We start from the raw sequence: 25175 nt of genomic DNA on the forward strand, positions 1-25175 counted from the left end.
GTCAATTCATTACCCAGAAATCCTTAACACTGTTACCTCCCAACATCCGAGATTGCCTATAGGTAAACTCTCCTACAGAGGGATTACGATGGGGATGAATCACACCTGTGGCTTGTTGCCAGATTTCTGCGGGGGCAAGAGATAATTTATATATGGATTCATGTTTATGTACATGATACCATTTTGTTTCTTGGCATTCTTCACACCAAAATGCTTCTAACCATTCACCCTGTAAAGAAACTGTGGTTTTAGCTGCTACTAAAAGCATCGCTTCTCTTCTGGCTATACCTCGTTCTTGTAATTGTCCGGCTTGTTCGGTAAATAGTCCATATTTTTGGCTAACACTATCCATATAGCAGTTATGGATGGGACAGTGGATAGCTCTGCGCTTAGAACGTTTTCGATTTCGATCACACCTTCTCTGCACTTTGGCCTCCTGATCAGTAACTAAACAACAGATCGAAAGAAGGTTGCATTGGAGGGACTGAGATCAAAAAGACCATCAAAGCCCAACTCCTTGTTCAACTCCTAAATTTATGAAATTTTTTAAATTTAATAGTCTTAAATACCTGGGTATGTTATCACACTCTTTTTGGATTAGCGGAGAGTGAGACTTTACATCATAGACTTTTCTAGCACCTGGAGATACTGTTTGGCTATGATTTCTGGGGTAAAATTAGACTGTAAGTATTCACGTGATGAGTTACCCATTTTTTCTGCAAGTTGGCGATCGCTCTTTAACTTACGAATAAATGCAGCTAAAGCATCACTATCTCCATTGTCAATAGTAGTACCAAATTTGCCATCTGTTATTAATTGGCGCAAGTAGGAATCTTTTGGACAAATAGCTGCTATTGGTCTTCCAGCAGCTAAAGCTGGGTAAAGTTTACTAGGAGCAACTAAACTTTCTAGACCTACTTCTACGCTAACTAATGACAAATCACAAGCTGTCAGGGAATAAGGTAACACACTCTTGTCTTGATAGGGAAGAAAGAGAAAGTTTTTGAGTCCTAAACGAGTCACCTCTTGAATAAAGCTTTCACGTTTGGGACCACCACCAATACAAACAAACTGAATGGGTTCATTTTGTAATTGTTTAGCAGTAGCGAGAATGGTGTCCATATCATGACACCTACCCATATTACCGGAATAAAGAACCGTAAATTTGTTAACTAAATTATATTCTTTGGCAAACCAGTTATGTTCTTTCGCTATTGGTACGATTAAATCAGGATCTCCCCAACTATGAATCACGGAAATCTTATCCGCTACTTCTGGACAGATTGATATGACTCGCTCTTTCATGGCCGGACTTAAAACTATAATCCCCTTAGATTTTTGCCAAATCTTCCGGTTGATTTGCCGCCAAAATTTTGCTAACCAGTGGTTTTTGGAAACTACTCCCAGAGCGATCGCAATATCTGGATACAGATCATAAATTAAACATACGTAAGGGAATCTTAACAACAAATGTGCGAAATATCCTGCTATTGATAAAAAAGGTGGAGCTGAGGTTAATAAAAATACATTATCTTTCCGGGCATTTTTGATCATGTGCAGAAAAGCCCGCAATGTAAACAAAATCCCATTGATGGCCTTACCACGAATCCTGCCAGACCAAACTTGAGTAGATCGGGATCTTTGGACGCGAATATCACCCACTTGCTCTAATGCTGGTGCTTTAGCGGTAGTAAATGCGTATCCTGGTTGTCCTGTGAACACCTTAATGCTAACTCCTTGTTTCTCTAGCTCTGTGACTAGTTCTTCAATTAGCTGTCCTGTAGCAGCATAGTCTGGAGGAAAAAACTCTGTAATTATCGACACATTAACCAGGTTATGATACCATGTATCCTTAACTTCCGAGGACTCGACTGGTGCTACTGAATGTAAAGGTGGTGCTGTGGAGTTCTTTCCTTTGTACATTATTGGAGGTTTGCTACTAGTTACGTCCGGATCACATTTCCTTGAAGATTGATTTTTGTGGATTGTCGAATAAGAATTATATTTTTTCTGCCATTCACTTATTGCCATGAGCCATACAGTTCCATTGATAATATTTACTACAGATATACAGGTAAATCATGACTCCTTGATTACAAAAATTGTTTCTGTACAATAGCTTTTGTTACATCTTCGGTATCTTGTTATCAGTCACCCCTTCTTTAAATGACAACAGAGGAAATACTAGTTCCGGAAAAAAATAAGATACATTCCCAAAAATACTTTTCTATAACTTACGTATTGACCATAGGCATTGACAGAAGGAATGAATAAAGGATATGTTTGATATTTGAATCTACTAAGTAAGGTTATAGTTTTTCACACTGATCATGAGATTTATATCTATGCCCAGGATAGTTATCCACAGCTAAAAATGGCTTGATTTCGTTATTCTATTACAATCCCTAGTTAATTTGTACACTATTCAACCCCTATTTGTATTCCTTTCATAGTTTTAAAGTTAGGATCGAGGATTAGTTATTTCCACCTTCAAATAGGCTGAAATATGACCGGATAACTGGGAATAATAGCAATGAAACAACGTATATGCCTTGCTCATAAGAAAAATGAGTGGATCACAAAAATGGTTTCAACTCCTTTTTGAAGGAATACAACTTAATTTTCATCTAACTCCTGACAAATGTCCATAAACTTGTTATACATATAGCAGAAATAAAGCGCTTATGAAAAAACACCCCCCTGGATTGTTACATTTCCCATCTAAACAATACAGGTTGCTAAAAAATAAGGTTTCACAAAGATTATAGATGTAATTGTTGCAATTTAACTTTATTTGATAATTACTCAATTTTAGAGGCATCCATCATGGAGAATCATTCTGCGATCACCTCAAGTTTCCGTAAAAAGGGACATTCTGAACATCAGTCTTCAAATATGCCAGTTTTTTCAGCATTTGAAGAAACATCTGATAGTGGTGACTTGCGGCAAATACTGGAAACACTGAAACGCAGATCGCTAGTAATAGCAGGAATATCTATTGTTGTCAACGGTGGAGTTACTTACTCTACGCTCACACAAGAACCAATATATCAAGGTAATTTTCAACTACTCGTTGAATCTGTTAATGAAGATAGCAGCTTAGGGAAAGTAAGCTTACTAGACTCTAATATTGCTAAACCCAGTTTAGACTATGAGAGTCAAATTCAGGTTCTTAAAAGTCCAGAATTGCTGCAAGGTGTTATTAAGCAACTACAAGAATCATATCCGGAAATTACTTATGGTTCTCTCCTACAGGATTTAACTATCCGTCGTTTCGGTGCAACAAAAGTAATCGAAGTCAGCTATAAAAGTCATGACACACAAAAAATTAAAGTTGTATTAGATGCAATTTCTCAATTCTATTTAAACTACAGCCTAGATAAACGCCAAACTAAGCTACGTCAAGGGGTTCAGTTTGCTGACAAACAGCTACCTAATATTCAAAATCGGGTAGCACAGTTGCAAAAAGAAATGCAAATCTTCCGGCAAAGATATAATTTTATTAGTCCAGAAAGCCAATCTGAAACCATTTCTGGGCAAATTCAATCTCTGACACAACAACGACTAGCTGTCAATCAACAACTAGCCGCTGCTAGAGCTAATTATATGAGTCTACAGAGACAGGAAGGACAATTAGCAATCCTCAATAATGCTCCTCTGTATCAACAATTAATCGCCCAGCAGCGTCAATTAGATACCCAAATATCTGGAGAATTAGCTCGATTTCAACCAGAAAACCCAGTTATCCAAACTTTAGAAGAAAAAAGAAATAACCTCTTACCTATCATTCAAAGCGAGGCTAGACGGGCTTTAACTATTAAAGCGGCTGAAGCTACAACTTTACTTCAAAGAATAGAGGTAGATAGTCAACAACTAATCCAAGCAGAACAACAACTCCAAAGAAAATTAGAACAATTACCAGTCCTATCTAGGCAATATACGGATATCCAGCGGAATTTACAACTAGCAAATGAAAGTTTAAATCGGTTTTTAACTAATCGGGAACAACTACAAATAGAAGTAGCACAAACAGAACTACCTTGGGAATTAATTCAAGCACCTATGCAACCAGAATCTCCCATATCACCAAATATACAACGGAGTTTATTATTAGGATTTGTGGCTAGTTCTCTACTGGGTGTTGGTGCTGCGCTGATTCTAGAAAAAATTGATAATACTTACCAAACAGTAGAGAGCATTCAAGAAAAGATCAAATTGCCGTTATTAGGGACTCTTCCTTTTGATAAAAGTATATCTCATCATCCATCCCGGCATCTTGCAAATAGTGTGAGCGAGCAAGAAGTAGTATCTGAAGATACGGCTCAAGGGATAGGTAGATTTTCTAATATGTTCAGTAATTCATCTTCACAACCTAGATACTATGGTTACGGTGCATTTTGGGAATCTTTACAAGTTTTGTATGGAAATATTCAACTTCTCAATTCAGATAAACCAATTCGCTCTTTAATTATTTCTTCAGCGATGTCTGGAGATGGTAAAAGTACAGTAGCATTTAACCTGGCTCAAATAGCAACATCAATGGGGAAACGAGTTCTCTTGGTAGATGCTGATTTGCGTTGCTCCCAGGTTCATACACTATCAGGATTAAATAATTTGTGGGGATTAAGTAATTTAATCTCTTCCAATATGGATATGGAGCAGGTAATTCAAGAAATGCCAGCCATGAAGAATTTATCGGTGATTACGGCAGGACCAATCCCACCTGATCCGGCTAGGTTATTATCATCAGATAAAATGAAGCAATTGATGGACTATTTCCATCACAATTTTGATTTAGTAATTTATGATGCGCCCCCAATGTTGGGATTAGTAGATGTGAGACTCTTAGCTCCTTATACTGATGGTTTAATGCTAGTTGTAAGGATTGGGAAAACAGATAAATCAGCACTGACACAAGTTCAGGATAATTTCAAGGTTGCTCCTATCAATTTACTAGGTGTGGTTATCAACGGGGATAAAAAGAAGTTGCAAGGTTATAATTACTATTACAGTGATTACAATAAACGTGGTTAAGAACCTATTTCTAATCAGGAAGATTAGGTAAGTTCTAGAAATCATTCATCCTCTTTGATTAGTTATCGGGGACTAAGTTTGGTTGGCTTTACTAGCTGACGACGCAAATTATCCAACGCTGCATTTGCACTGACATAACGAATTAAAGAACGACCCCGAATCGATCCAAATTTATGTTCAAAACTGGTTACTTCATCTCCTGGACCTGCTAAACCGATATACACTAAACCCACAGGTTTAGTATCTGTTCCCCCTGTGGGTCCAGCAATTCCTGTAATACTTAATCCCCAGGTAGTTGAGAGTTGATTTTTCACACCTCTAGCCATTTGTTCGGCTATAGTGGTACTCACTGCACCAAATTTTTCTAAATCCTCTGGGTTAACTCCTAATAATTTAACTTTGACAGAATTATCGTAGGAAATCACTCCTCCCCAAAAATAATCTGAACTACCAGAAATTTCCGTTAACATTTGTCCTAGTTCTCCCCCAGTGCAAGATTCTGCGACTGATAGGGTTTCTCTCGACTCTCGCAACAGTTTACCGACTACGGAAGCTAGATTTTCATCATCAGCACCGTAATAATCTAAACCGGCAATTTCTATCAGTTGTTTCTGAATGGGTGCAATTAAAGCCTCTGCTGTTGTTGCGTCAGTAGCTTTAGCTGAAACTCGCAATCTGACTTCTCCCTTCCCTGCATAGGGGGCTACTGTGGGATTAGTTAAGTCAAAATAAGGGGCTACTTTTTCTGCTAAAGCTGATTCTCCAATTCCCCAAAATCTTAAACTGCGGCTATAAATAATTTCTTTTCCCCAACCTTGACTTTTGAGAAATGGTACGGCTGTTTGGGTCCACATTCGATACATTTCGCTAGGAACGCCCGGAAAGGTAAAAATAGTTAATCCAGTGCGGGGTTGCCAAATTATCCCCGGTGCTGTTCCGGTGGGGTTGGGTAAAATGTCTGCTCCTTGGGGAATTAAGGCTTGTTTGCGATTATTGGCAGACATTACTCGTCCCCGTTGGGCAAATTTCTGGGCTATATCTTCAACAATATCGGCTCGTTCTACCAAAGGAACACCAAAAAAATCAGCAATGGTTTCACAGGTGAGATCATCGGGTGTTGGTCCTAAACCACCTGTAAAAATAAGAATTTTTACCCTAGAAGCAGCAATTTCTATAACTTCTTTGAGCCTCTCTGGATTATCTCCGACTACGGTTTGATAATAGTGGGGAATGCCTAACTGCGCTAACTGTTGGGCTAGATATTGGGCGTTGCTGTTGAGGATATCTCCCAGCAGCATTTCTGTACCAACACAAATAATTTCTGCACTCATGGGGATAGGAAAGAGGGAATAGGGGATATGTTTTGGATTTTAGAATAGTGATCCAAAATCCAAAATCTAAAATTCTCTACGCTAGGGCTGGTTGGGGAATTTCTAGGTGAGGATATAATGGGAAGCGATCGCACAATGCGGCTACTCTCATTAAACAATCTTTCGTTACTGTATCTGAATCTGGTGAGAGTAAGCGATCGCTAATAATATTACCAATTTCTGTAAATTCTGCCACGCCTAAACCTCTTGTCGTCATGGCGGGAGAACCTAATCTTAAACCACTGGTAACAAAGGGTGATTCAGGATCAAATGGAACTGTATTCTTATTAGCCGTAATATTAACGGTGCTGACTAGCTGATCTCCTTTTTTCCCAGTCATGCCAATGGAGCGCAAATCTACTAACATCAAGTGATTATCTGTTCCATTAGATACTAGCTTGAGTCCTCTATTTTGCAGTTGGGTTGCTAAAGCGCGAGCATTTTCAATTACTTGCCCAGAATAGGTAGTAAACTCAGGTTTGAGAGCTTCACCAAAAGCCACGGCTTTACCAGCAATGACGTGTTCTAGTGGTCCACCTTGAGTCCCTGGGAAAACTGATTTATCGAGCTTTTTACCCAATTCGGCATCACGAGTTAAAATCAAACCACCTCTTGGACCACGTAAGGTTTTATGGGTGGTGGTGGTGACGACATCACAATAAGGTAAGGGGTTGGGATGATGACCGGTAGCGACTAAACCAGCAATGTGAGCAATATCTGCAAGTAAGTAAGCGCCAACTTCATCCGCAATGCTGCGGAATTTTTCAAAGTCAATAATTCGAGGATAGGCTGAATAACCACAAATTAAGAGTTTAGGCCGTTCTTTAAGGGCTAAATCCCGAATTTGATCATAGTCTAGTTGTTCGGTTTCTTTGCTTACGCCGTAATGACGGACTTGAAACCATTTACCAGAAACGTTGACTGGTGAACCATGAGTTAGGTGTCCTCCGTGGGACAAGTCCATACCCATAATTGTGTCCCCTGGTTTCAGCAGAGTCAGGAAGACGGCAAAATTAGCTTGTGCGCCGGAATGGGGTTGGACATTGGCATGAGCCGCGCCAAATAACTGTTTAGCCCGGTCAATGGCTATTTGTTCAATTTTGTCAACAAATTCGCAACCGCCATAGTAGCGTTTACCTGGTAATCCTTCGGCGTATTTATTGGTTAATACTGAACCTTGAGCAGCTAATACAGCAGCAGAGGTAAAGTTTTCACTAGCAATTAGTTCCAAGTGGTCACGTTGACGCTGTAGTTCTTGGTTAATTAGTTCGTTAATGGCGGGATCTGAGTTTTTTAGGAGGTCTGAGTTAGTTTTGTTCACGTTTATAATCCTTATGGAAGTTGACGAAAATGGAGATTGAGATTAAACCTAGTACCAAAGTTACAAATCAGGCAATTTGTTTATTATAGGAATTTAAGCTGAAAAGCTTTGAGAACCGGGAATGTCATCATATCGGAATTTCTCATTTTCATAAAGGTGGTAGTTTGAATTTATGTATTATTTTGTACTGAAATTCACCAAAGTCTAAGATATAGAAGATACAATAAAAGCAGATTAAATGGGTAGAATTTTTGCCCAGATCATGAATGTAGGTTGCTATATTTACGACAAGGAGGGATTTAGATGTTAGTCATTGTCATGGACAATCAGATCCTTAGCCCTGAAAAAGTTTGTCAGTCTTGTTTACTTGCAAACGGCAGCGGCCAACCCCGCTGGGGTGGAGGTAAATTGCGCTGTGGTCAAACAATTAGTAAATTTACTGAACAACAGCCTGATCAATATGAGTGTGTAATGGGTTTCCGTGTCGCCAATATAGAATAATGGTTGTTGAGCGAAGTCGAAATATTGTATTTGCCAGCAAGGTCAAGCATCTGCGTTATCCTATGCTCAATAGCTGTTGAAATTTAGCCATAGGAGAACACAAAATGTCTTGGCGCGGGTCTACAACTTTTCCTGATCGAATTCTTGCTTGTTTACCTTATTTACTGCCTTTGATTGAAGGTTTAATGTTCGGGAGCATTTTATTTAACCAGTTTCCCGTATTAAAACTGTTGTTTTTACCCCTGTTTCCTTTGCAACAAATCTACAGAAGCATACCATATGCGGGATTAATAATTTTCTTTGCTTTATGGTTGTTGGTAGTTAGAAACGAAAAAATTAGTCACTTTATTCGTTTCAACACTATGCAAGCAATTATTTTGGATATAGTCATATTCCTGTGCGTGATCTTAGTACAAATTTTAGCTCAGATGTCACAAGTTATTCCTGGTGTTAATTTTGCGTTAGAAACCTTTGCTAATACCATCTTTTTAGGAATAGTAGCAGCAGTTGTTTATTCGGTTGCTCAGTCATTAATGGGGAAGTATGCAGAAATTCCAGCAATTTCCGATGCAGTGCATATGCAGGTACGTTAGGAGCTAACGAGCAATTACATTGTTTTCTAGGCGACCGATACCTTCGATTTCTATGCGGATGCGATCGCCTATGTGTAAAGCCCCTACCCCCATAGGTGTACCAGTTAACACTATATCCCCAGGTAATAGAGTCATCACTTGACTGATGTAAGACACTAAAAAATCTGGGGAAAATACCATCTGATCAATACAGGTAGATTGGACTGGATGAGGATTGTCATTCAAAAATGTCTGTAATCTCGCTCCTGGGTTTAATTCTCGGACAATCCAAGGACCAAGGGGACAAAAAGTATCAAAACCTTTGGCTCTTGTCCATTGGGGGTCTTTTTTCTGTAAATCTCTGGCGGTGACATCATTAGCAATGGTGTAACCCCAAATTTTACTTTGGGCTGCGGCTGGGGTACAGTCACAAGTGCGATCGCCAATCACTAAGGCTAATTCTCCTTCATAGTCTACTTTTTGAGATTGGTGAGGATACTTAATTTCTCTACCTGAAGCAATTACAGATGTCGGCGGTTTGAAAAAAATTAATGGTTCAGCCGGTAGTGGTGTTCCCATTTCGGCTGCATGATCAGCATAATTTTTCCCTACCGCGACAATTTTTGAAGGCGCACAGGGAGCTAGAATTGTGTAACGGTTAGGTTCTAGGGTTAAATCTGTCGGTTGACCATCTAACCAAGGTGGAGCGTCTAGCACTTCCACATTTTGGGAAAGCTGGAGCAACCCATAGTAAATCTTCCCTTCTTGACTTTGAACTCGCACATATCGCTGCGCCATAACTTGAATCAATATCCTTAAATATGCTTTCTTTGAGCAGAATTTGGTTAATGATTTTCATCGAAAACTGGTAAGATTATAAGATAAATGCTGAAAACCTTATGACTTTAATCTAGAAATCAAGTCTAGCCGTCAGACAAATACTGCTGAAAATTGTGTTAATGTGGGATTGCTAAAAAAATGTCAAAATTCCTTGTTGCTTGAACTGTTGATCAATAAAAGTATCGCTGACAGCAATATTTGTATGAATTAACACTTCTTCAGCCATTTTGTCCATAAGGTGAATTAAAGAATATGACCACAGTTTACGAAACCATGTATATTCTCCGTCCTGATTTGGGAGATGAACAGGTAGAACAAGCGATCGCTAAATACGAAAACTTAATCCGCGAAAACGGTGCTGAGAATATTGAAATCCAAAATCGTGGCAAGCGTCGTCTAGCTTATGAAATTAAAAAGCATCGTGATGGTATTTATGTTCAACTCAACTACACAGGACCAGGAACTGTAATTGCTATCATGGAACGTGCAATGCGACTAAGCGAAGAAGTTATTCGCTATATGACAATCAAGCAAGAAATTCCTAAAGAAAAACCAGAAGAAGAAGCTGTAGCGGTTTAATCGCCACATTTACCTCGCGCCCCTTGGAAATCTCTTGAGTGATCTTTAAAGTCCCCATCTTCATCACAGTAAGGTGGGGAAAATTTTAATAAATTTGCTCAGTATGTGATATAATCGGCGCAAGTCAAAAATCAAGTATAACTAAACAACGTAAAAACTTAATTTGATTGGTTAAGTACGTCGTCTCACCTAACGGTGTTGCAGTTTAATAAAGCTAGATTTCAATCGGACTTACTACTAAACAAAAACTAATATGATACGGTAGGGCATACCGGAATTCACGCTTGGGGAGAAGATACCTCTACCTTGGTTGGAGCAATCCTGTCAAAGCAAGTAACCTTAATAAACCAAGAATCTTAGGGTCCAAAAACTCTGAGAGTGTCAATATCGCAGTTATATATAAGAGCTTTAAGTGACTGTGAGCCAATCTGATATACCAAACATCCAAGAACTGTCTACCGAAATATCTCAGTTGCAACAAGAGTTGCAATTGCGAGATCAATTAGTGCAGCAGTTATCACAAGAACTATTTCGGCTAGTCAAGGGTAATACTAACTTTACCCCGCCCAAATCTGAGCCAGAGATAGATTTGAGTCAATTGCAAGCTTTAAGAGATCAACTCCAAGCTGTTGAACAGCAGGTGACGTTCTACCAAGAGCAAATTACGAATCGTGATACTGAAATTTACCAACTACGACAGTCAGTACAGGAGCTAACTGATCGGAGTAGAATGTTAGAACAAGTAGTACAGGAATTACCCCAAATTTACCGTCGTAAGTTTGAGGAACGCATGACACCAGTGCGAGATAAGGTAGCAATGTTACAGCGAGAAAATCGCCAATTGCAAGCCGAGTTGCAAAGCGTGAGTTATCGTCTAGCACTCAAAAACCGCTACACCAATCATGGTGGTATTGATTTACCTACTTTTCCTCGTTCAGAAGTTACACCAAATAATCTGTCTACTCCACAAAATGCCTAAAATTTGTGAGTGTATTTGATTTCAATCAAAACTTCTATTCCGCAGAGCCTGTCTTTTTTCAGGTACTGCGGATTTTAGCTTAACAGCAAGAAGCCCCACGTCTCACTCTTAGGAGCGTGGGACGAATGAACATTTTCTGATTCTTCTAATTTATGATAGAATTCAATCGAATAGGTGTAGTCCAATTAAATGCTGAAAAGCAGCCTATTTAAATAGAAACCAATTGTTTTAAAAGAACTAAAGAACCGTGGGACACACGGTCTTAAAGCTCAGTCAATGTCTTCAAAGAAGAGTCGCTGAGAAGCCCACACTCCCCTTCGGGTGAGTGTGTGGAGTATGTCACGTATTTGTCAATAACCCCACCCTGCTTCGTTGAGGATGGGGGATCTCCCGAAAAAAAGATGAAAAATTTGACAAATTAGCTTGCTAATAATAGCTGCTGATTTTCAACAGAAGTAGAAATATCTTCGTAATTTGGGAAAATTTCAAATACTGAATCTAGTTGAGTAAGTTCCAAAATCAATTTAACAGGAGCTTTAACGTTACAAAGTACCAATCGACAACCACTTTGACGTGCTGATGTGAGTCCTTTTACCAGGGGGACTAATCCAGAACTATCCATGAAATCTACTTCTCCTAAATCTATAACCCAGAGTTGGTGATGCTGAGGTTTTATTTCAGCCATCTGTTCGCTCAAGGCCGTACCACCCTCTAAGTCTATGCTGCCTTGGGGTTTAAACAAAATCACTTGGCGTTCTTGTGTAAGAGTCATAAATTTAACTAAGTATTGAAAGATTCGAGAAAAAACCGATACTAATACTGTCCACACTTCAACAATCTATTTACAGTTTAACCTGATCTAAAAGGTTTGACCGTAATTTAGTTGAAACAATTGTCTACAGTAGCTATACCGTATAATTTTTGATTAATATTTTCAGTATATACACAATCTTTCAGTAAATTCGGTATCAAATTTATCTTTTATAAATTTCTGATCGGTTTACAAGTGATTGATAAATTATTCATAAGCTAATTTTTTGACGATTTTACAATCAAAATTCAAAACCGCAATAAATTCTTTGACACTCCCAGCCAAGACAAGCGAAGATATGTAAAAGGTAAAATTTTGTAAACTCGGTGGTGCTGGATGTCTTTTGAGCTAATTTCACTAGAAAACATCCAAGAAATTGCTCATAATTATGGTTATTTGGCAATTTTTTTAGGAATCTTGCTAGAGAATTTGGGCATTCCTCTACCTGGTGAAACCGTGACTATTGTTGGTGGTTTCCTCGCTGGTAGTAATGAACTAAATTATTGGTTGGTTCTCGGTGACGCTGTTGGTGGTGCTGTAATTGGTGGTAATTGCGGCTATTGGATTGGTCGAGTAGGTGGTTGGCCTTTCTTGCTTCAAGCTGGGAAGATTTTCCGCATCTCGGAAGTACGACTGTTGAGTATTAAAGAACAATTTACTGAAAACGCTGCTAAAGCTGTCTTTTTTGGTCGCTTTTTTGCCTTGTTGCGAATTTTTGCTGCACCACTTGCTGGGATAGCGGAAATGCCGTTTGGCAAATTCTTGATTTATAACTTAGCTGGGGCGACAGTATGGGCCAGTGTGATGGTGACTTTAGCTTTTTTTGCAGGGAGAATTATTTCTTTAGAACAATTGGTGACTTGGGTAAGTCAATTTGCGATTTTTGCTTTACTTATCTTAGTTGCTGTGATTGCGATCCCAATTTGGTGGGAGTCTCGTGCAGTTAAGGAGCAAACAGAAGAGTAGGTAATGGGTAATGGGTAATGGGTAATGGGTAATGGGTAATAAATTATTTCCAATCACCAATCACCAATTACCAATCACCTAATTATTTATTCTGTTGCGCCCAAATACGAGTAGGTAGTCCCCAAACATAGATGAAGCCTTCTGCGGCTTTGTGATCAAATTGATCATCTGCGCCGTAGGTGGCTAAGTCTGGAGTGTAGAGGGAATTATCACTCCAACGGCCAACTATGGTAGCGTTACCTTTGAATAGTTTTAACCGCACTACACCAGATACTCTCTCTTGTGTTTGTTGAATAAAGGCATCTAACGCAGCTTTAAGTGGACTGTACCAAAGTCCGTTGTATACGAGTTTGGTGTAAGTTTCTTCAATGCCTCGTTTGTACTGACTGACATCGGCTGTTAAAGTCAGGCTTTCTAAATCACGGTGGGCGTTGATCAGAACTACCATTGCTGGTGATTCGTATATTTCCCGTGATTTGATACCTACTAAGCGGTTTTCAATCATGTCAATCCGCCCAATACCATGATTTCCGACGATTTGATTGAGTTGTTCAATTAATTCGACAGGGTTTTTGGTTGTACCATTGATGGTGGTAGGAAGCCCTTTTTGGAAACCAATTTCTAAGTATTCTGGCTCATTAGGAGTGTCAGCGATCGCCTTTGTCATTTCATAGATTTCTTCTGGCGGCTCATTGGCTGGATCTTCCAATGTACCAGCTTCAATACTGCGACCAAGTAAGTTTTTATCTATACTGAAAGGAGAGGATTTTTTTACTGGTGTGGGAATCCCAAATTGCTCACCATAGGCGATAGTTTGCTCCCGACTCATTCCCCATTCTCTAGCTGGTGCAAGGATTTTGAGGTTGGGATTGAGGGCTGTACAGGAAACATCGAAGCGTACTTGATCGTTACCTTTACCTGTGCAACCGTGAGCGATCGCATCCGCACCATATTTTGCAGCCGCTTCTACTAAAATCTTAGCAATTAGAGGGCGAGCTAGGGCTGTTCCTAGAGGATAGCGATTTTCATAGAGCGCATTGGCTTGAATTGCCGGAAAAGCATACTCTCTAACAAAGATATCCTTAACATCCGCTACTAAGGATTCACTTGCACCCGATTTTAGGGCTTTTTCTCGAACTGGTTCTAATTCATCTCCCTGGCCTAAATCTGCTGCTAGGGTAATTACCTCTTCTACTCCCCACTCTTTCTTTAAGTAGGGAATGCAAACGGAAGTATCTACTCCACCAGAATATGCCAGAACAACCTTTTTTGCGCGACCCATTAGTTTCTCCACTTAGGAAAACAAAGAATGAGTCATTATTATATCTGACTACATCGTGTATATTTTACTGATGCAACAGCGATCCAATTAAAAATTCTTTTATTCAAAATTTAAAATCAAGAAACCCTGACTTTGTGGTATTTATCATATTCTGAATATGGATAATAGTATTTTCAGTAAAACTATGTTTTTTAGTATTGTAATTCCCACTTACAATCGCTTACCGATTTTGCAAAAGTGCCTCCGCGCTTTAGAGTTACAGGAATTGAAAGATATAACGCCCATACAAGGTTATGAAGTTGTCTTAGTGGATGATGGTTCTACCGATGGTACACTAGACTGGTTAGCAGAGCATAAAGATGAGTTCCCTCATTTACGGTGTTTTGAACAGGATCATGCTGGTCCTGCTGCTGCACGGAATTTAGGGGTGAACAAAGCACTGGGAGACACGATAATTTTTATTGATAGTGATTTAGTAGTGCTGAACAGCTTTCTACAAGCTCATGCAGATGCTTTGGTGCAGGGAAAAAAGAAGTTGGAGAGTAATACATCCGATACACCAAAAGAACGTTTTTTTACTTATGGTGCAGTCATTAACACTTGCAATTTTGAAAATCCGACTGCTGAACCTTATAAAATCACAGATTTTTCCGCTGCTTTCTTTGCTACGGGTAATGTCGCTATTTCCAAACATTGGTTAGAAGCAGCCGGTTTATTTGATACTGGTTTTCAACTTTATGGTTGGGAAGATTTAGAATTAGGGGTAAGATTAAAAAAATTAGGTTTGAGTTTAATTAAATGTCCTGAAGCTGTTGGTTATCATTGGCATCCAGCCTTTAGTTTACAACAAATTCCTAAGTTAATTGATCAAGAAATCCAACGGGGACGAATGGGAGTTTTATTTTATCAAAAACATCCTACTTGGGAAGTGAAAATGATGATTCAAATGACTTGGTTTCATCGTTTATTATGGGGGATTCTTTCTTTAAATGGGGCATTGAATGAAAAAACCATGTCTCCTTTTTTGCAATGGTTAATTAATTTAGGGAAACCGCAGTTGGCTTTGGAAATTGCGCGAATTTTCTTAAATTGGTATAATGTAAAAAGTGTTTATGCTGCTTATAAGGAAATGCAGGATAAATAGGGCTTGCTGATAGTGTGGTGTAAGCCATGTAATTGACAATGCTTAATAACCCAAGTTGCTAGTACCGCAGGGCGGAATTAAAAATTAAAAATTAAAAATTAAAAAAGCAGATGACACAAGCTTTTTGAGAATTCTTAATGGTTGGTTTACTTACGCCGTTATGTACTAGTCATCTAGTTAAGGCTGATGATTGGTGATTGGTAATTAGTGATAAAATATTAGTCTTGATCCTGTACTTCGACTATGGCTACGCCAAGCAGGCGATCGCTCAGTAACCTCCTGATTCTGACAATTTATCTAACTCGAACTTTACGTTAATAGAAATCTTCTTGTTAATGGTTGTAAGTCATTTCCTAATAATAGGAGATTGATATTTTCAGGAGATGTGTATTATCTTATTTATTAGCCAGTTGTCAGTTGTCAGTTGTAAATTCTTACTCTGACTTCTGACTCCTGACTTATAAACTATTAGCTAAAATCACGTAACATTTTTTTGAGTTCGAGATTGTGCATCTCTTCTTGTCCAATCATGCCACGAGCGAATTCTTCTAGGTAAATACTGGCGTTAGTGACAGTTTCTAGAAGACTTTTGTACATATCCAAAGCGTTCTTTTCATGGGATAAACTTTCTTGCAAGATGTCCTTGACATTATGTTTAAAAGTTTCTTCCATTGGGGCAATTCTCAAAGTAGGATGTCCCTCTAAACCAGTGAGAATTTCTCCTACTTGTTGAGCATGAAGTAAAGATTCTGTGGCTTGCGCTTTGAAGAATGCCACAATGGGGATACGATTGGGACCTGTCACCATTAAGGAATAATGGGTGTAGCGAACTACCCCTGCTAGTTCAAATTCCATAATGGCGTTGAGGATGTCAATGGTCTTTTTGTGATCGAGTTCTTGCATTAGTTGTTAAGTTCAGCAAAATTACAAATAGAGAGTATTTAGCTACCAATTATGAGTGAGAAGTTATACTTTTTTCAGGTTTTGAAAAACAAAACTATTCTCACTCTTAGTTTTTAACTATTTTCTCTCTTATTCACCATTTTAAACTTCTTATTCTGTACTTCCAATGGTGTGAAAATACTAACTTTGTGCTTTAGTGTTAGTTTTTCCTAGCACTTTTTGAGTATTTTCCTCTATGGTTTTCACCAACTTGGTAACATCTTCAGGATTTTCCTGCGCCATTTGGCTAGAAATACCTTTATATAGCAATACTATTGCCAAAACCCTGAAAACCTATTGATATCGTCACGATTTTATTGGGTTTCATACCTATTTAGGAAAATTGGCAATAGTATTGTAACATATAAGACAATCACTATGACGATTAGAAATCGCACCTACATAGACAAAACCCGCCTGCGCGGGTTATTTTATATAAATATCAAACAAATTGCATTTACGAATGATATGGATAATTATCAACTGATAACCATAGGAATTTCTCTATACAAAGAAAATAAATATAGTGAAGCTATTGATTGTTTTAACCAAATTATTGCTCAAGACCAAAATTCTTCTACAGCTTATCACTATCGAGGTTTAATTTGCAGGAAACAAAGAGATGATCAAGGTGCAATTACTGATTTACAAAAAGCTGATACACTTGTAGCTGATCAAGAATATACAAATATCTGTCAAAAAATTCAGAATTTAATTGGAAAAGATTATTCGCATTCTTCTAATAATAAAAATAATGATAATGATGAATTTTATCATATTGAATATGAAGGTACTTGGCACTTAGAACAAGAAATATATGATTTAATATCATCCGAATTAAATAAATTTGAAAATTTCCTTTCTAGCCGATTAGAAACTATTGAGTTATTGCGAAAAAAGCGGGGTGAAAATTCTCAGTTCAATCAGGAAAAATTAGAAAGTAAAAACTTACCTATATATAATTCTTACCAAAGCTTCAGATTCCTAATTTCTTCAAGCAGTTAGAATTATGAGATTATGTCATAAAGATTTATAAATGTTAACGATTGAAAAAATAAATATATAATTTGATGTATTTTTTATTATAAATAAAACCTAAAAAAAAGCCAAAAACATCTGCCAATAAGGCATTGTAAAAAGAGGTAAATTTTAGTTTGCTATTAATTTTGTTAGTCGTTATATTGCTTAAATTAGTCTGCAAAAAAAACACATTAAAAAATACAGGGTCTCATGCACATACCAGATGGATTTGTTTCAGTACCAGTAGCAGCAGTTACCAGTTTAGCTAGTGCAGCCGCTTTATTTGTTTCTTTTGAGCGATCGCAAACAGCTTTTGGCATTCGTCGCGCTCCCCTACTAGGGTTAACCACCGCCTTTATTTTTGCAGCCCAAATGATTAATTTTCCCGTAGCTGGAGGCACTAGCGGACACTTATGCGGCGGTGCATTAGCGGCGATTATTTTAGGTAGTCCTTGGGCGGGAATGTTATGTATAGCAACAGTTTTAATTATTCAAGCAGTGCTATTTGCTGATGGTGGTATTACTGCCTTGGGTGCAAATATTTTAAATCTGGGAGTAATTGGTGTTTGGGTAGCTTGGGGATTAACCCAAACCTTACAAAGACTACTTGGTGGTTCTAAAGGACGTTTACCCCTAGCAGCCGGAATTGCTGCTGGTGTGAGTGTAGTTGTCGCGGCGATCGCTTGTGCCATTGAACTAGCCCTTTCAGGAACAGCACCAGCTAACCTGGTTTTACCCACCATGGCAGGTGTACATATTTTAATTGGTGTTGGTGAAGGATTGATTACTGGGGGTGTATTGACTTATTTAGCCACAGCCCGTCCAGATTTGTTACCAGGTGAAGAAGAAAAATTTAAAGGCTGGTTAGTACCTGTTGTGAGTATTATTCTTGTAGCGGGTGTGTTGTCCCTATTTGCTTCCGCTTGGCCTGATGGGTTGGAAAGAGTCGCAGAAAACATGGGTTTTATTAACTTAGCTGAAGAAGTCAGAATAGAAGTACCCACGCCCTTTGCTGATTACAGTATTCAAGGTTTGGAACAAATAGGTACGAGTATTGCGGGTTTGATAGGTGCTACAGCTTGCTTTGGTGTAGCCTTTGGAATTGCCAAAGTGATGAAACCGAAAAATGCTTAAAATTTCCTTGCCATTACGCTTGCAATTATCGCTCATTATTGTGATTGGGGCGGCTTTTTTAAAGCATTATAGTTGGTCTAATTTGCTTGTGTATGGAGCGATCGCCCTTTTGTGGGTGGGCATTTTAAAAGTCCCCATTCGCAAATTAGGGGGTTTACTGGGTGCAGAATTCATTTTTCTCTCCTTGGTAGCTTTACCTTTGGGATGGGAAAAGGCTAGTTTTTTGCTCGTGCGATCGCTAATCTGTTTAATTACCATGAACAGTTTTTTATTAACCTTACCCCCCCACAGTTTAGGCATTGCCCTGAAAAACTTACCACTACCTGCACCATTAAAGGAAAACCTGATTTTGGCAGGACAATATTTAGAAATTTTGCTCTCAGAAGTCACCCGGATGCAGCGCAGCGCCCAATTACGTGGTTTAAACGGAACAACAGGATGGTTACGCTATGCCAGTGCCTCAATGATTGGGGCTTTGTATCTCCGCACCTTAGATAGAGCCGAAAGAGTTTACGCTGCCATGATCACTCGTGGATATAACGGACAATTACCCATAGATTCCACCCTGAAACCGAAAGAACGCTTTATCTTGTTAATAGCTGGGGTGACAGCTACTTGTTTAACCCTAAGTTCCTACCTTACTGTTATTTGAGTGGTGAATCTTGACATCCTTAATTTCTAAACCCCAAATTGCTATCTCTCAACCGCATACTAATGTAGTTGAGGTACAAAATCTGGTGTATGCCTATTCGCACCAGCAACCTGTATTGCAAGAAATTTCTTTCACCTTGAGAACAGGCGATCGCGTGGCTTTAATGGGCGCTACTGGTTCAGGAAAAAGCACTTTACTAGAAAACCTGATCGGTTTAAAACAAGCCCAAAGTGGCAAAGTCTGGATTAATGGTATACCCATCTCACCAAATACCCTGCCGCAAATTAGGCAACAAATTGGTTTTAGCTTTCAAGACGCTAACGACCAATTATTTATGCCCACAATCCTCGAAGATATTACCTTTGGTCCTCTTAACTATGGTGTCTCATCCATAGCTGCCAAAGAAAAAGCCCATCAACTATTAGCTGACTTTGGACTAGAAGCCTACGCCCACCGTTCCGCTCATGAACTTTCTGGAGGACAAAGACGTTTAGCCGCCCTCGCCGCCGTTTTAGCCCTAGATCCAGCAATTCTCATCTTAGACGAACCAACCAACGGACTTGATCCAGCCTGGCGACGACATTTAGCCCAAGTATTATTAAAATTACCCATACAGGTGATGTTAATAGCCTCTCATGATCTCCATTGGCTAGGAAGAGTTACCCAACGAGCTTTAGTTCTATCTACTGGTAAAATCCAAATAGACGGCGATATTCAAACACTCTTGCAAGATGGAACAACTTTAGATAGGTTAGGGTTGCCTGTAGATTGGTAAACTGAATAAAGACAAAAATTCCTAATTGCATGACAAGAAAGGAATTTTGGTTAATATGAATGGGATTTTATTGCGCTTGGGATGTTAATGTTGTTTTCCCGTTTTACAGTTATTGCTCCTGTTAGCTTGAGCATTGCTTTATTCATTAGTAGTTGCAGCGAGAGTAAAATCTCCCAATGTCAGCGATTAATTACTGTTGTCAATGAGGGTACATCACTGATTGATACAAAAAAAGGTCAGCAGGTATCAACGAGCTTGCAATTATCTAAAGACCTGAAAAATGTGACCAAATCTATTCAGGAATTAAATTTAAAAGACCCCGAACTCAAAGAATTTGAACTCAGTTTTATCAAAATTTTTGATAAGCTTAGTGAAGCGATCGCCAAAGCTTCCAAGGCTCTTGGGGACACTAAAACAGCCGAAGCATCATCAGATGGTAGGATAAAAATTGAAAAAGCTAGAAAAGAAATTGATTCTGCACTAACTACCGCAGCTAAAACTGCTGGCAAGGAATCAGATGCTTTAGGGGTTAAGTTAAATAGCTATTGCAGCCAGCCTCAATAGCCAAATATATTGTAGAGACGTTCCCTAGCACGTCTCTACATTGTTTTCAACCCATGTTTATTATCGAGAAGCAACTTGTGGATCTGCCCAAATTCCGGATCTTTCACCAAAAGTTACAGGTTGATCTCCCTCGGCTGAAATATCTACAGTCCTACCATCATTAGCCACTTGTACTAAAGGCCAATTTTCTTCACCTAGTTCACCAGCACGGAATAATACACTATTGGGCTGCTTTTTACTCCAGCCTAACAATATTGATATTTTTTCGTGATCATCTGGCGATTCTACAGGATGAACTACATTGATATTATCTTGTTGACGATTCCAAATTACAGCCTCGTCTGTAGCATCTGCTGTATTGAAAATCGCTACAAATTTACGTGCTAGGAAGCGATCGCCTTTTTCAGACCAGCTAACAGGCACGAATACCCCAATTTTACCATTATTATCAACTTCTTCCGCTAAACTTGCCTGTTTATTTAATAGGGGATCAATTACCATACCCGTTGATGTCATCACCCGTAGCTTTTTAGTTTGTCTATCTTCCATAAACAACACACTATTAACGCGGCTATTGTGCATTTCTGGTTTAACTTCCATTTGCACTCGGCTATACATCGCATATCTACCATCAGGAGAAATTACGGGGATACTGCGATAGTAGCGGACACCAGAAACACCTTGGCCACCAACCGTTTCCTGTGTTGCCATAATCCATTGCCAAGGGATGGGATGGGGACTACCTATAGGATCTACTTGTGTTATTTCTGACTCGTTTTGCTGTTCAGTTACAGTTATTTCTTTGTTTCTATTCTGTGATGATTCATTTCTACCAGGTGTAACTTTGACTGTTGCCAATACTGTAGATAAAGAACTCTCATTAATTGCCGTCTTTAATTCATCTTGTTCTTTCGCGGTTTTTAATCTTTGGATCAAATCCACTTGATGATCCGATTTTTGTTGTTGATATTGTGCAGTATCAACTGATGATGCAGCTTTAATAAAAACATGATTCTCTACAATTGGAGGATTCTCTACTTCTGCCCCTAAAACCACCTGATTAGCTGGTAAAGATTGTATTCCCTCACCAATAGAGATTTTTCCAGTTTGAGAGTTAACTTCAGCAAATTGTAAATTCAGTTTGCCACTAGTAGCACTTTCTGCCAGATTTGTATTGAATGTTCCATTTCCCGCACTAACATTTGCTACTTCGGATTGTTTGGCTAAAGTAGCATGAATAGACTTTCCCGCGAAGGGTGAAATGACGATAATAATGGCAATGTACTTGAGAAATGGTTGAACACGAAACCATCCTGACACCAAAAGGGGTTTAAGCATGATGAGACTCTCTAGGGGGGCAGTTGCTAAGTGCGGGCAGTATTTATACGGGAATGGAAAAAGCTATGACTATATGTATACCAATAAACCAAAAGCTTTTACGAGATAATTTATTCAAATTTTGCAATTGCTTTACAAAAGTTTTAGTGTCACCGTTCACACCTTCATAATCTTTACTTAATGTAGATAAGTCCGTTATTTAACTTAACAGTTAGTTACATCTGTTAATAAATACCATCATTCATGCTGTACTAAAGTATACTTGTACCCAAAACTAATTTTGAATATAGATATGTCTATGACAAGCATAATTGAGTTTTTACTGGACTAAAATTAGTAGCCAATACTTCGAGAATCTATTGAAAGTAACCGTAGCTTAACTTAACTAAAAACAGGTTTCTCCGTTTTGAGTTAACTGTCACAGCACAGACTTGATCCAAATAAAATTTATCTGCTTTTGGCAAGTTGAGACTAACTGATGCACAATCAATAATAAACATTAATCCGCCCAAAATCACAAAATGCAAACCACATTCATAAAACCGCGATTAAGCAAACGCAGTCTATTTGGACTTGGGTATTTATCAAATAGTTTTGATTTAGTAACGGGGCTAATAACTAACTGAAAAACACAGCTAGACACCAAAAACCAGCAAGTAGGAGATGCAACGAGCGATCGCTTAACATATTGCCCAAAAACTCAGGCAATTTTTGCGAAACCAATAGTAAACACTATACCATGAAACCGTTCAAATTCATGTCCTGTCACTAAAAACGCTAAACATAATTCTATTAATAATTAAGTTTAGGAAGTTGTCAGTGATGGAGAACACACTTACCATTGATTAATGACTCAACACTCGTAATTAATGATTAACAACTAATGAAAATAGTATTTTTTGGTACTCCTGACTTTGCCGTTCCTACATTACAAAAACTCTTGGACAATAAGGATTTCCAGGTAATGGCAGTTGTCACCCAACCAGACAAACGTCGGGAGCGTGGCAATAAATTAACACCTTCACCAGTTAAAGCTTTAGCTACAGACTATCATATCCCAGTATGGCAACCTGAGAGGGTAAAAAAAGATGTTGAAACCTTAACACAACTCAAGCAGATAGAAGCAGATGTATTTGTCGTTGTTGCTTATGGGCAAATTTTGTCTAAGAAGATGTTAGATATGCCAAAGCTGGGATGTGTTAATGTTCATGGTTCTATTTTACCTCAGTATCGCGGGGCTGCTCCAATTCAGTGGTCTATATGTAACGGAGAAAAAGAAACGGGGATCACAACTATGCTCATGGATAAAGGCATGGATACAGGTGATATGCTGCTTAAAGCCATTACACCAATTGCATTACTAGATAATGCTCAGGTTTTAGCGGAAAAGTTATCTATTATTGGTGCAGATTTACTCATAGAAACTTTATACAAACTAGAAAATCAGGAAATTCCACCTATTCCCCAAGATCATAGCGCAGCCACTTACGCATCTTTGATTCAAAAGCCAGACTATAACTTGAATTGGGAACAAAGTGCTATCCAATTACATAATCAAATTCGCGGATTTTATCCTAACTGTACGGCAACTTTTCGCAACCAACCATTAAAAATAACTGCTACTGTTCCCCTATATCCTGAGTATATTCACGAGTTACCAGAACAACTACAAGAGAAAATAAACAAAATACCTGATCTATCAAGCATATCAGGTCAAGTCGGAGCAGTGGTTAATATTATCAAAGGATTAGGAGCAATTGTACAAACGGGGTCAGGTTTATTATTGCTGCGAGAAGTGCAACTAACAGGTAAACGTCCCCAGTCAGGATGGGATTTTGTCAATGGTACTCGGTTACAAGTTGGTGAGGTAATGGGTAATGGGTAATGGGTGATTGGTGATTGGTCAGTTGTCCGTTGTCAGTTGTCCGTTGTCCGTTGTCCGTTGTCCGTTGTCCGTTGTCCGTTGTCCGTTGTCCGTTGTCCGTTGTCAGTTGTCAGTTGTCAGTTGTCCGTTGTCCGTTGTCCGTGGGAAAAACCTTATCCCTGCCCCTCTGCCCCTCTGCCCCTCTGCCCCTCTACTCCCCTATCCCTGACTTTCATAGAAACGGCAAGATTTACACGGTCCTTCTGGGTTAACAGCACAACGAATAATTTCTGAAAGAGCATTAAAGTTACAGGTAGCATCACCTATAATCCAACGTCCCTCAACTAAACTTTTTTCTTCCGGTCTTTTCGCTTTTTGGACGTAGATAGCGATATTGTGTAAACGATAATGTCCTGCTTTCAACTGATACCTATGACAACGTTCTAAAACTGCATAGGTTTGTCCTTCAATATCAATATAGTTACCCGGTTGAGGTGTCCAATCAAACTGTAATTTACCAAGAGACTGATGGGAACTTGTCAAAATTACCTCAGTTGGTAAACAATCTATCTCCATAATAAGTTTATGTTATGTAATTTGCATTTAAAGATAGTATCGCAATATTGGGTTGATGTTTTTGCTGCGGTATCTTTAAATAAGATTAAGCAGATATTGTAATTTTAATAAAATTTAATATTTGATCACAACCTGAACAAGACCAATCACTATATAGATTAAAGGTAATAGGTATTATAGATGACCTTAGTGAAAATGACTTTTAATTTACACATCTTTACAATTTGCCATCTTTAGAAATTCCTTCCTTGGGTAAACACTTGATAGCTATGTTGCCGATTATGGCTCAATAAGAGCGATCTTAGTAAATAAATTGTTCAAAGTGTCTATTACATTGTTTAAAGTTATGTAGCCTTTTACTTACAGGCTATCAACCCCTGGGGTAAACTATGCGTTGATTATGATTCTTTCACTCCAGAAGAACACCCGAAAGGAGAAGTTTTTTCAATGTCTCATACCGTAAAAATCTACGACACCTGCATTGGCTGTACACAATGCGTCCGCGCTTGTCCTACTGACGTACTAGAAATGGTCCCTTGGGATGGCTGTAAAGCTGCTCAAGTTGCTGCTTCTCCTCGCACTGAAGACTGTGTAGGTTGTAAGCGGTGTGAAACTGCTTGCCCTACCGACTTTTTGAGCATTCGCGTTTATCTAGGCGCTGAAACAACTCGCAGCATGGGCTTGGCTTACTAAGAATTCCTAAATTCTTGGTGCTTTTGGTGCTGAGGAGTGAGAACAGAAGAAACTTTTAGATTCTTCCCTCGTTCCTCAGCATTTTTGTTGTCAGTTGTAAGTTGTTAATGACCAATTACCAATTACCAATTACCAATTACCAACCCTTCGGCTACGCTCAGGGCAAGTCACCAATTACCAATCACCAATTTGCTTTTATTTGCTAAAGTGGCTGATCT

General features: G+C 38.7%; 24 protein-coding genes and 1 pseudogene. 14 read left to right on the top strand and 11 right to left on the bottom strand.

The window, feature by feature from the left end:
* Position 1: 1 nt before the first annotated feature.
* A complete protein-coding gene (locus FJR04_RS09485; protein WP_168493970.1) occupies positions 2-427 on the bottom strand; it encodes a hypothetical protein in 426 nt (141 codons plus the stop codon).
* 188 nt (positions 428-615) lie between these two features.
* On the bottom strand, positions 616-1923 hold the full coding sequence (locus FJR04_RS09490) for a glycosyltransferase family 4 protein (RefSeq protein ID WP_168493972.1): 1308 nt from the start codon (positions 1921-1923) through the stop codon (positions 616-618).
* A gap of 903 nt (positions 1924-2826) precedes the next feature.
* Between FJR04_RS09490 and FJR04_RS09495 the strand changes: the two genes are divergently transcribed.
* Positions 2827-5034, top strand: coding sequence for a polysaccharide biosynthesis tyrosine autokinase (locus FJR04_RS09495; protein WP_168493974.1), 2208 nt, complete (start codon positions 2827-2829; stop codon positions 5032-5034).
* Positions 5035-5096: 62 nt separating this feature from the next.
* Here the strand turns inward: FJR04_RS09495 and FJR04_RS09500 are convergent, their stop codons facing one another.
* Together FJR04_RS09500 and glyA are read right to left on the bottom strand one after the other, a co-directional pair.
* Entirely contained in the window at positions 5097-6365 is a 1269-nt protein-coding gene (locus tag FJR04_RS09500; RefSeq protein WP_168493976.1) for a competence/damage-inducible protein A, read from the bottom strand.
* A gap of 76 nt (positions 6366-6441) precedes the next feature.
* Positions 6442-7725 (bottom strand): serine hydroxymethyltransferase, encoded by a 1284-nt coding sequence (gene glyA, locus FJR04_RS09505; protein ID WP_168493978.1) that lies wholly within the window; start codon positions 7723-7725, stop codon positions 6442-6444.
* Between the two features lie 303 nt (positions 7726-8028).
* Here glyA and FJR04_RS09510 point away from each other — a divergent pair, with 303 nt between their 5' ends.
* Complete coding sequence (locus tag FJR04_RS09510) at positions 8029-8226, top strand: hypothetical protein (protein WP_168493980.1); 198 nt, start codon at positions 8029-8031, stop codon at positions 8224-8226.
* A gap of 104 nt (positions 8227-8330) precedes the next feature.
* Positions 8331-8819 carry a Tic20 family protein gene (locus FJR04_RS09515; RefSeq protein ID WP_168493982.1) on the top strand — a complete coding sequence of 163 codons (489 nt, stop codon included), beginning with the start codon at positions 8331-8333 and terminating at the stop codon, positions 8817-8819.
* Positions 8820-8822: 3 nt separating this feature from the next.
* On the opposite strand, the gene FJR04_RS09520 is transcribed toward FJR04_RS09515, so the two are convergent.
* Positions 8823-9596, bottom strand: coding sequence for a fumarylacetoacetate hydrolase family protein (locus tag FJR04_RS09520; RefSeq protein WP_168493983.1), 774 nt, complete (start codon positions 9594-9596; stop codon positions 8823-8825).
* A 294-nt stretch (positions 9597-9890) separates the two neighbouring features.
* Between FJR04_RS09520 and rpsF the strand changes: the two genes are divergently transcribed.
* Positions 9891-10217, top strand: coding sequence for a 30S ribosomal protein S6 (rpsF, locus tag FJR04_RS09525; protein WP_168493985.1), 327 nt, complete (start codon positions 9891-9893; stop codon positions 10215-10217).
* A 418-nt stretch (positions 10218-10635) separates the two neighbouring features.
* Positions 10636-11196: an Npun_F5560 family protein gene (locus FJR04_RS09530; RefSeq protein ID WP_168493987.1), complete on the top strand. Its 561-nt coding sequence runs from the start codon at positions 10636-10638 to the stop codon at positions 11194-11196.
* Positions 11197-11614: 418 nt separating this feature from the next.
* Here FJR04_RS09530 and FJR04_RS09535 read toward each other — a convergent pair whose 3' ends face one another.
* Positions 11615-11968, bottom strand: coding sequence for an STAS domain-containing protein (locus FJR04_RS09535; RefSeq protein WP_168493988.1), 354 nt, complete (start codon positions 11966-11968; stop codon positions 11615-11617).
* Positions 11969-12343: 375 nt separating this feature from the next.
* Here FJR04_RS09535 and FJR04_RS09540 point away from each other — a divergent pair, with 375 nt between their 5' ends.
* The gene (locus FJR04_RS09540) at positions 12344-12973 is read left to right on the top strand and encodes a DedA family protein (RefSeq protein WP_168493990.1); all 630 of its coding nucleotides are present in this window, start codon (positions 12344-12346) and stop codon (positions 12971-12973) included.
* A gap of 82 nt (positions 12974-13055) precedes the next feature.
* Here FJR04_RS09540 and FJR04_RS09545 read toward each other — a convergent pair whose 3' ends face one another.
* A complete protein-coding gene (locus FJR04_RS09545) occupies positions 13056-14255 on the bottom strand; it encodes an argininosuccinate synthase (RefSeq protein ID WP_168493992.1) in 1200 nt (399 codons plus the stop codon).
* Positions 14256-14439: 184 nt separating this feature from the next.
* On the opposite strand from FJR04_RS09545, the gene FJR04_RS09550 reads away from it, so the two are divergent.
* Positions 14440-15399 carry a glycosyltransferase family 2 protein gene (locus FJR04_RS09550; protein WP_371717588.1) on the top strand — a complete coding sequence of 320 codons (960 nt, stop codon included), beginning with the start codon at positions 14440-14442 and terminating at the stop codon, positions 15397-15399.
* Between the two features lie 468 nt (positions 15400-15867).
* Here FJR04_RS09550 and FJR04_RS09555 read toward each other — a convergent pair whose 3' ends face one another.
* Positions 15868-16302, bottom strand: a complete 435-nt coding sequence (locus FJR04_RS09555; protein WP_168493996.1) for a bacterioferritin — start codon at positions 16300-16302, stop codon at positions 15868-15870.
* 180 nt (positions 16303-16482) lie between these two features.
* A pseudogene (locus tag FJR04_RS09560) lies at positions 16483-16608 on the bottom strand (helix-hairpin-helix domain-containing protein); the annotation flags it as partial.
* Between the two features lie 111 nt (positions 16609-16719).
* On the opposite strand from FJR04_RS09560, the gene FJR04_RS09565 reads away from it, so the two are divergent.
* From FJR04_RS09565 to FJR04_RS09585, 5 genes are all read left to right on the top strand, one after another.
* Positions 16720-17346: a tetratricopeptide repeat protein gene (locus FJR04_RS09565; protein WP_168493998.1), complete on the top strand. Its 627-nt coding sequence runs from the start codon at positions 16720-16722 to the stop codon at positions 17344-17346.
* Between the two features lie 225 nt (positions 17347-17571).
* A complete protein-coding gene (locus tag FJR04_RS09570; protein WP_168494001.1) occupies positions 17572-18495 on the top strand; it encodes an energy-coupling factor ABC transporter permease in 924 nt (307 codons plus the stop codon).
* On the top strand, positions 18488-19147 hold the full coding sequence (locus FJR04_RS09575; protein WP_168494003.1) for an energy-coupling factor transporter transmembrane protein EcfT: 660 nt from the start codon (positions 18488-18490) through the stop codon (positions 19145-19147). Before FJR04_RS09570 ends, FJR04_RS09575 begins: the two co-directional genes overlap by 8 nt.
* 10 nt (positions 19148-19157) lie before the next feature.
* Positions 19158-19922: an energy-coupling factor ABC transporter ATP-binding protein gene (locus FJR04_RS09580; RefSeq protein ID WP_168494004.1), complete on the top strand. Its 765-nt coding sequence runs from the start codon at positions 19158-19160 to the stop codon at positions 19920-19922.
* Between the two features lie 81 nt (positions 19923-20003).
* Positions 20004-20486: a hypothetical protein gene (locus FJR04_RS09585; protein ID WP_168494006.1), complete on the top strand. Its 483-nt coding sequence runs from the start codon at positions 20004-20006 to the stop codon at positions 20484-20486.
* Between the two features lie 60 nt (positions 20487-20546).
* Here FJR04_RS09585 and FJR04_RS09590 read toward each other — a convergent pair whose 3' ends face one another.
* Complete coding sequence (locus FJR04_RS09590; protein WP_168494008.1) at positions 20547-21824, bottom strand: hypothetical protein; 1278 nt, start codon at positions 21822-21824, stop codon at positions 20547-20549.
* A gap of 883 nt (positions 21825-22707) precedes the next feature.
* On the opposite strand from FJR04_RS09590, the gene fmt reads away from it, so the two are divergent.
* Positions 22708-23709, top strand: a complete 1002-nt coding sequence (fmt, locus tag FJR04_RS09595) for a methionyl-tRNA formyltransferase (protein WP_168494010.1) — start codon at positions 22708-22710, stop codon at positions 23707-23709.
* Positions 23710-23907: 198 nt separating this feature from the next.
* Here the strand turns inward: fmt and FJR04_RS09600 are convergent, their stop codons facing one another.
* Positions 23908-24264: a DUF6464 family protein gene (locus tag FJR04_RS09600; protein ID WP_168494012.1), complete on the bottom strand. Its 357-nt coding sequence runs from the start codon at positions 24262-24264 to the stop codon at positions 23908-23910.
* Between the two features lie 447 nt (positions 24265-24711).
* Between FJR04_RS09600 and psaC the strand changes: the two genes are divergently transcribed.
* The gene (gene psaC / locus FJR04_RS09605) at positions 24712-24957 is read left to right on the top strand and encodes a photosystem I iron-sulfur center protein PsaC (RefSeq protein WP_015080270.1); all 246 of its coding nucleotides are present in this window, start codon (positions 24712-24714) and stop codon (positions 24955-24957) included.
* The last annotated feature ends 218 nt before the right edge of the window (positions 24958-25175 follow it).

This window comes from Anabaena sp. UHCC 0204 (assembly GCF_009711975.1).
Lineage (GTDB): Bacteria > Cyanobacteriota > Cyanobacteriia > Cyanobacteriales > Nostocaceae > Dolichospermum.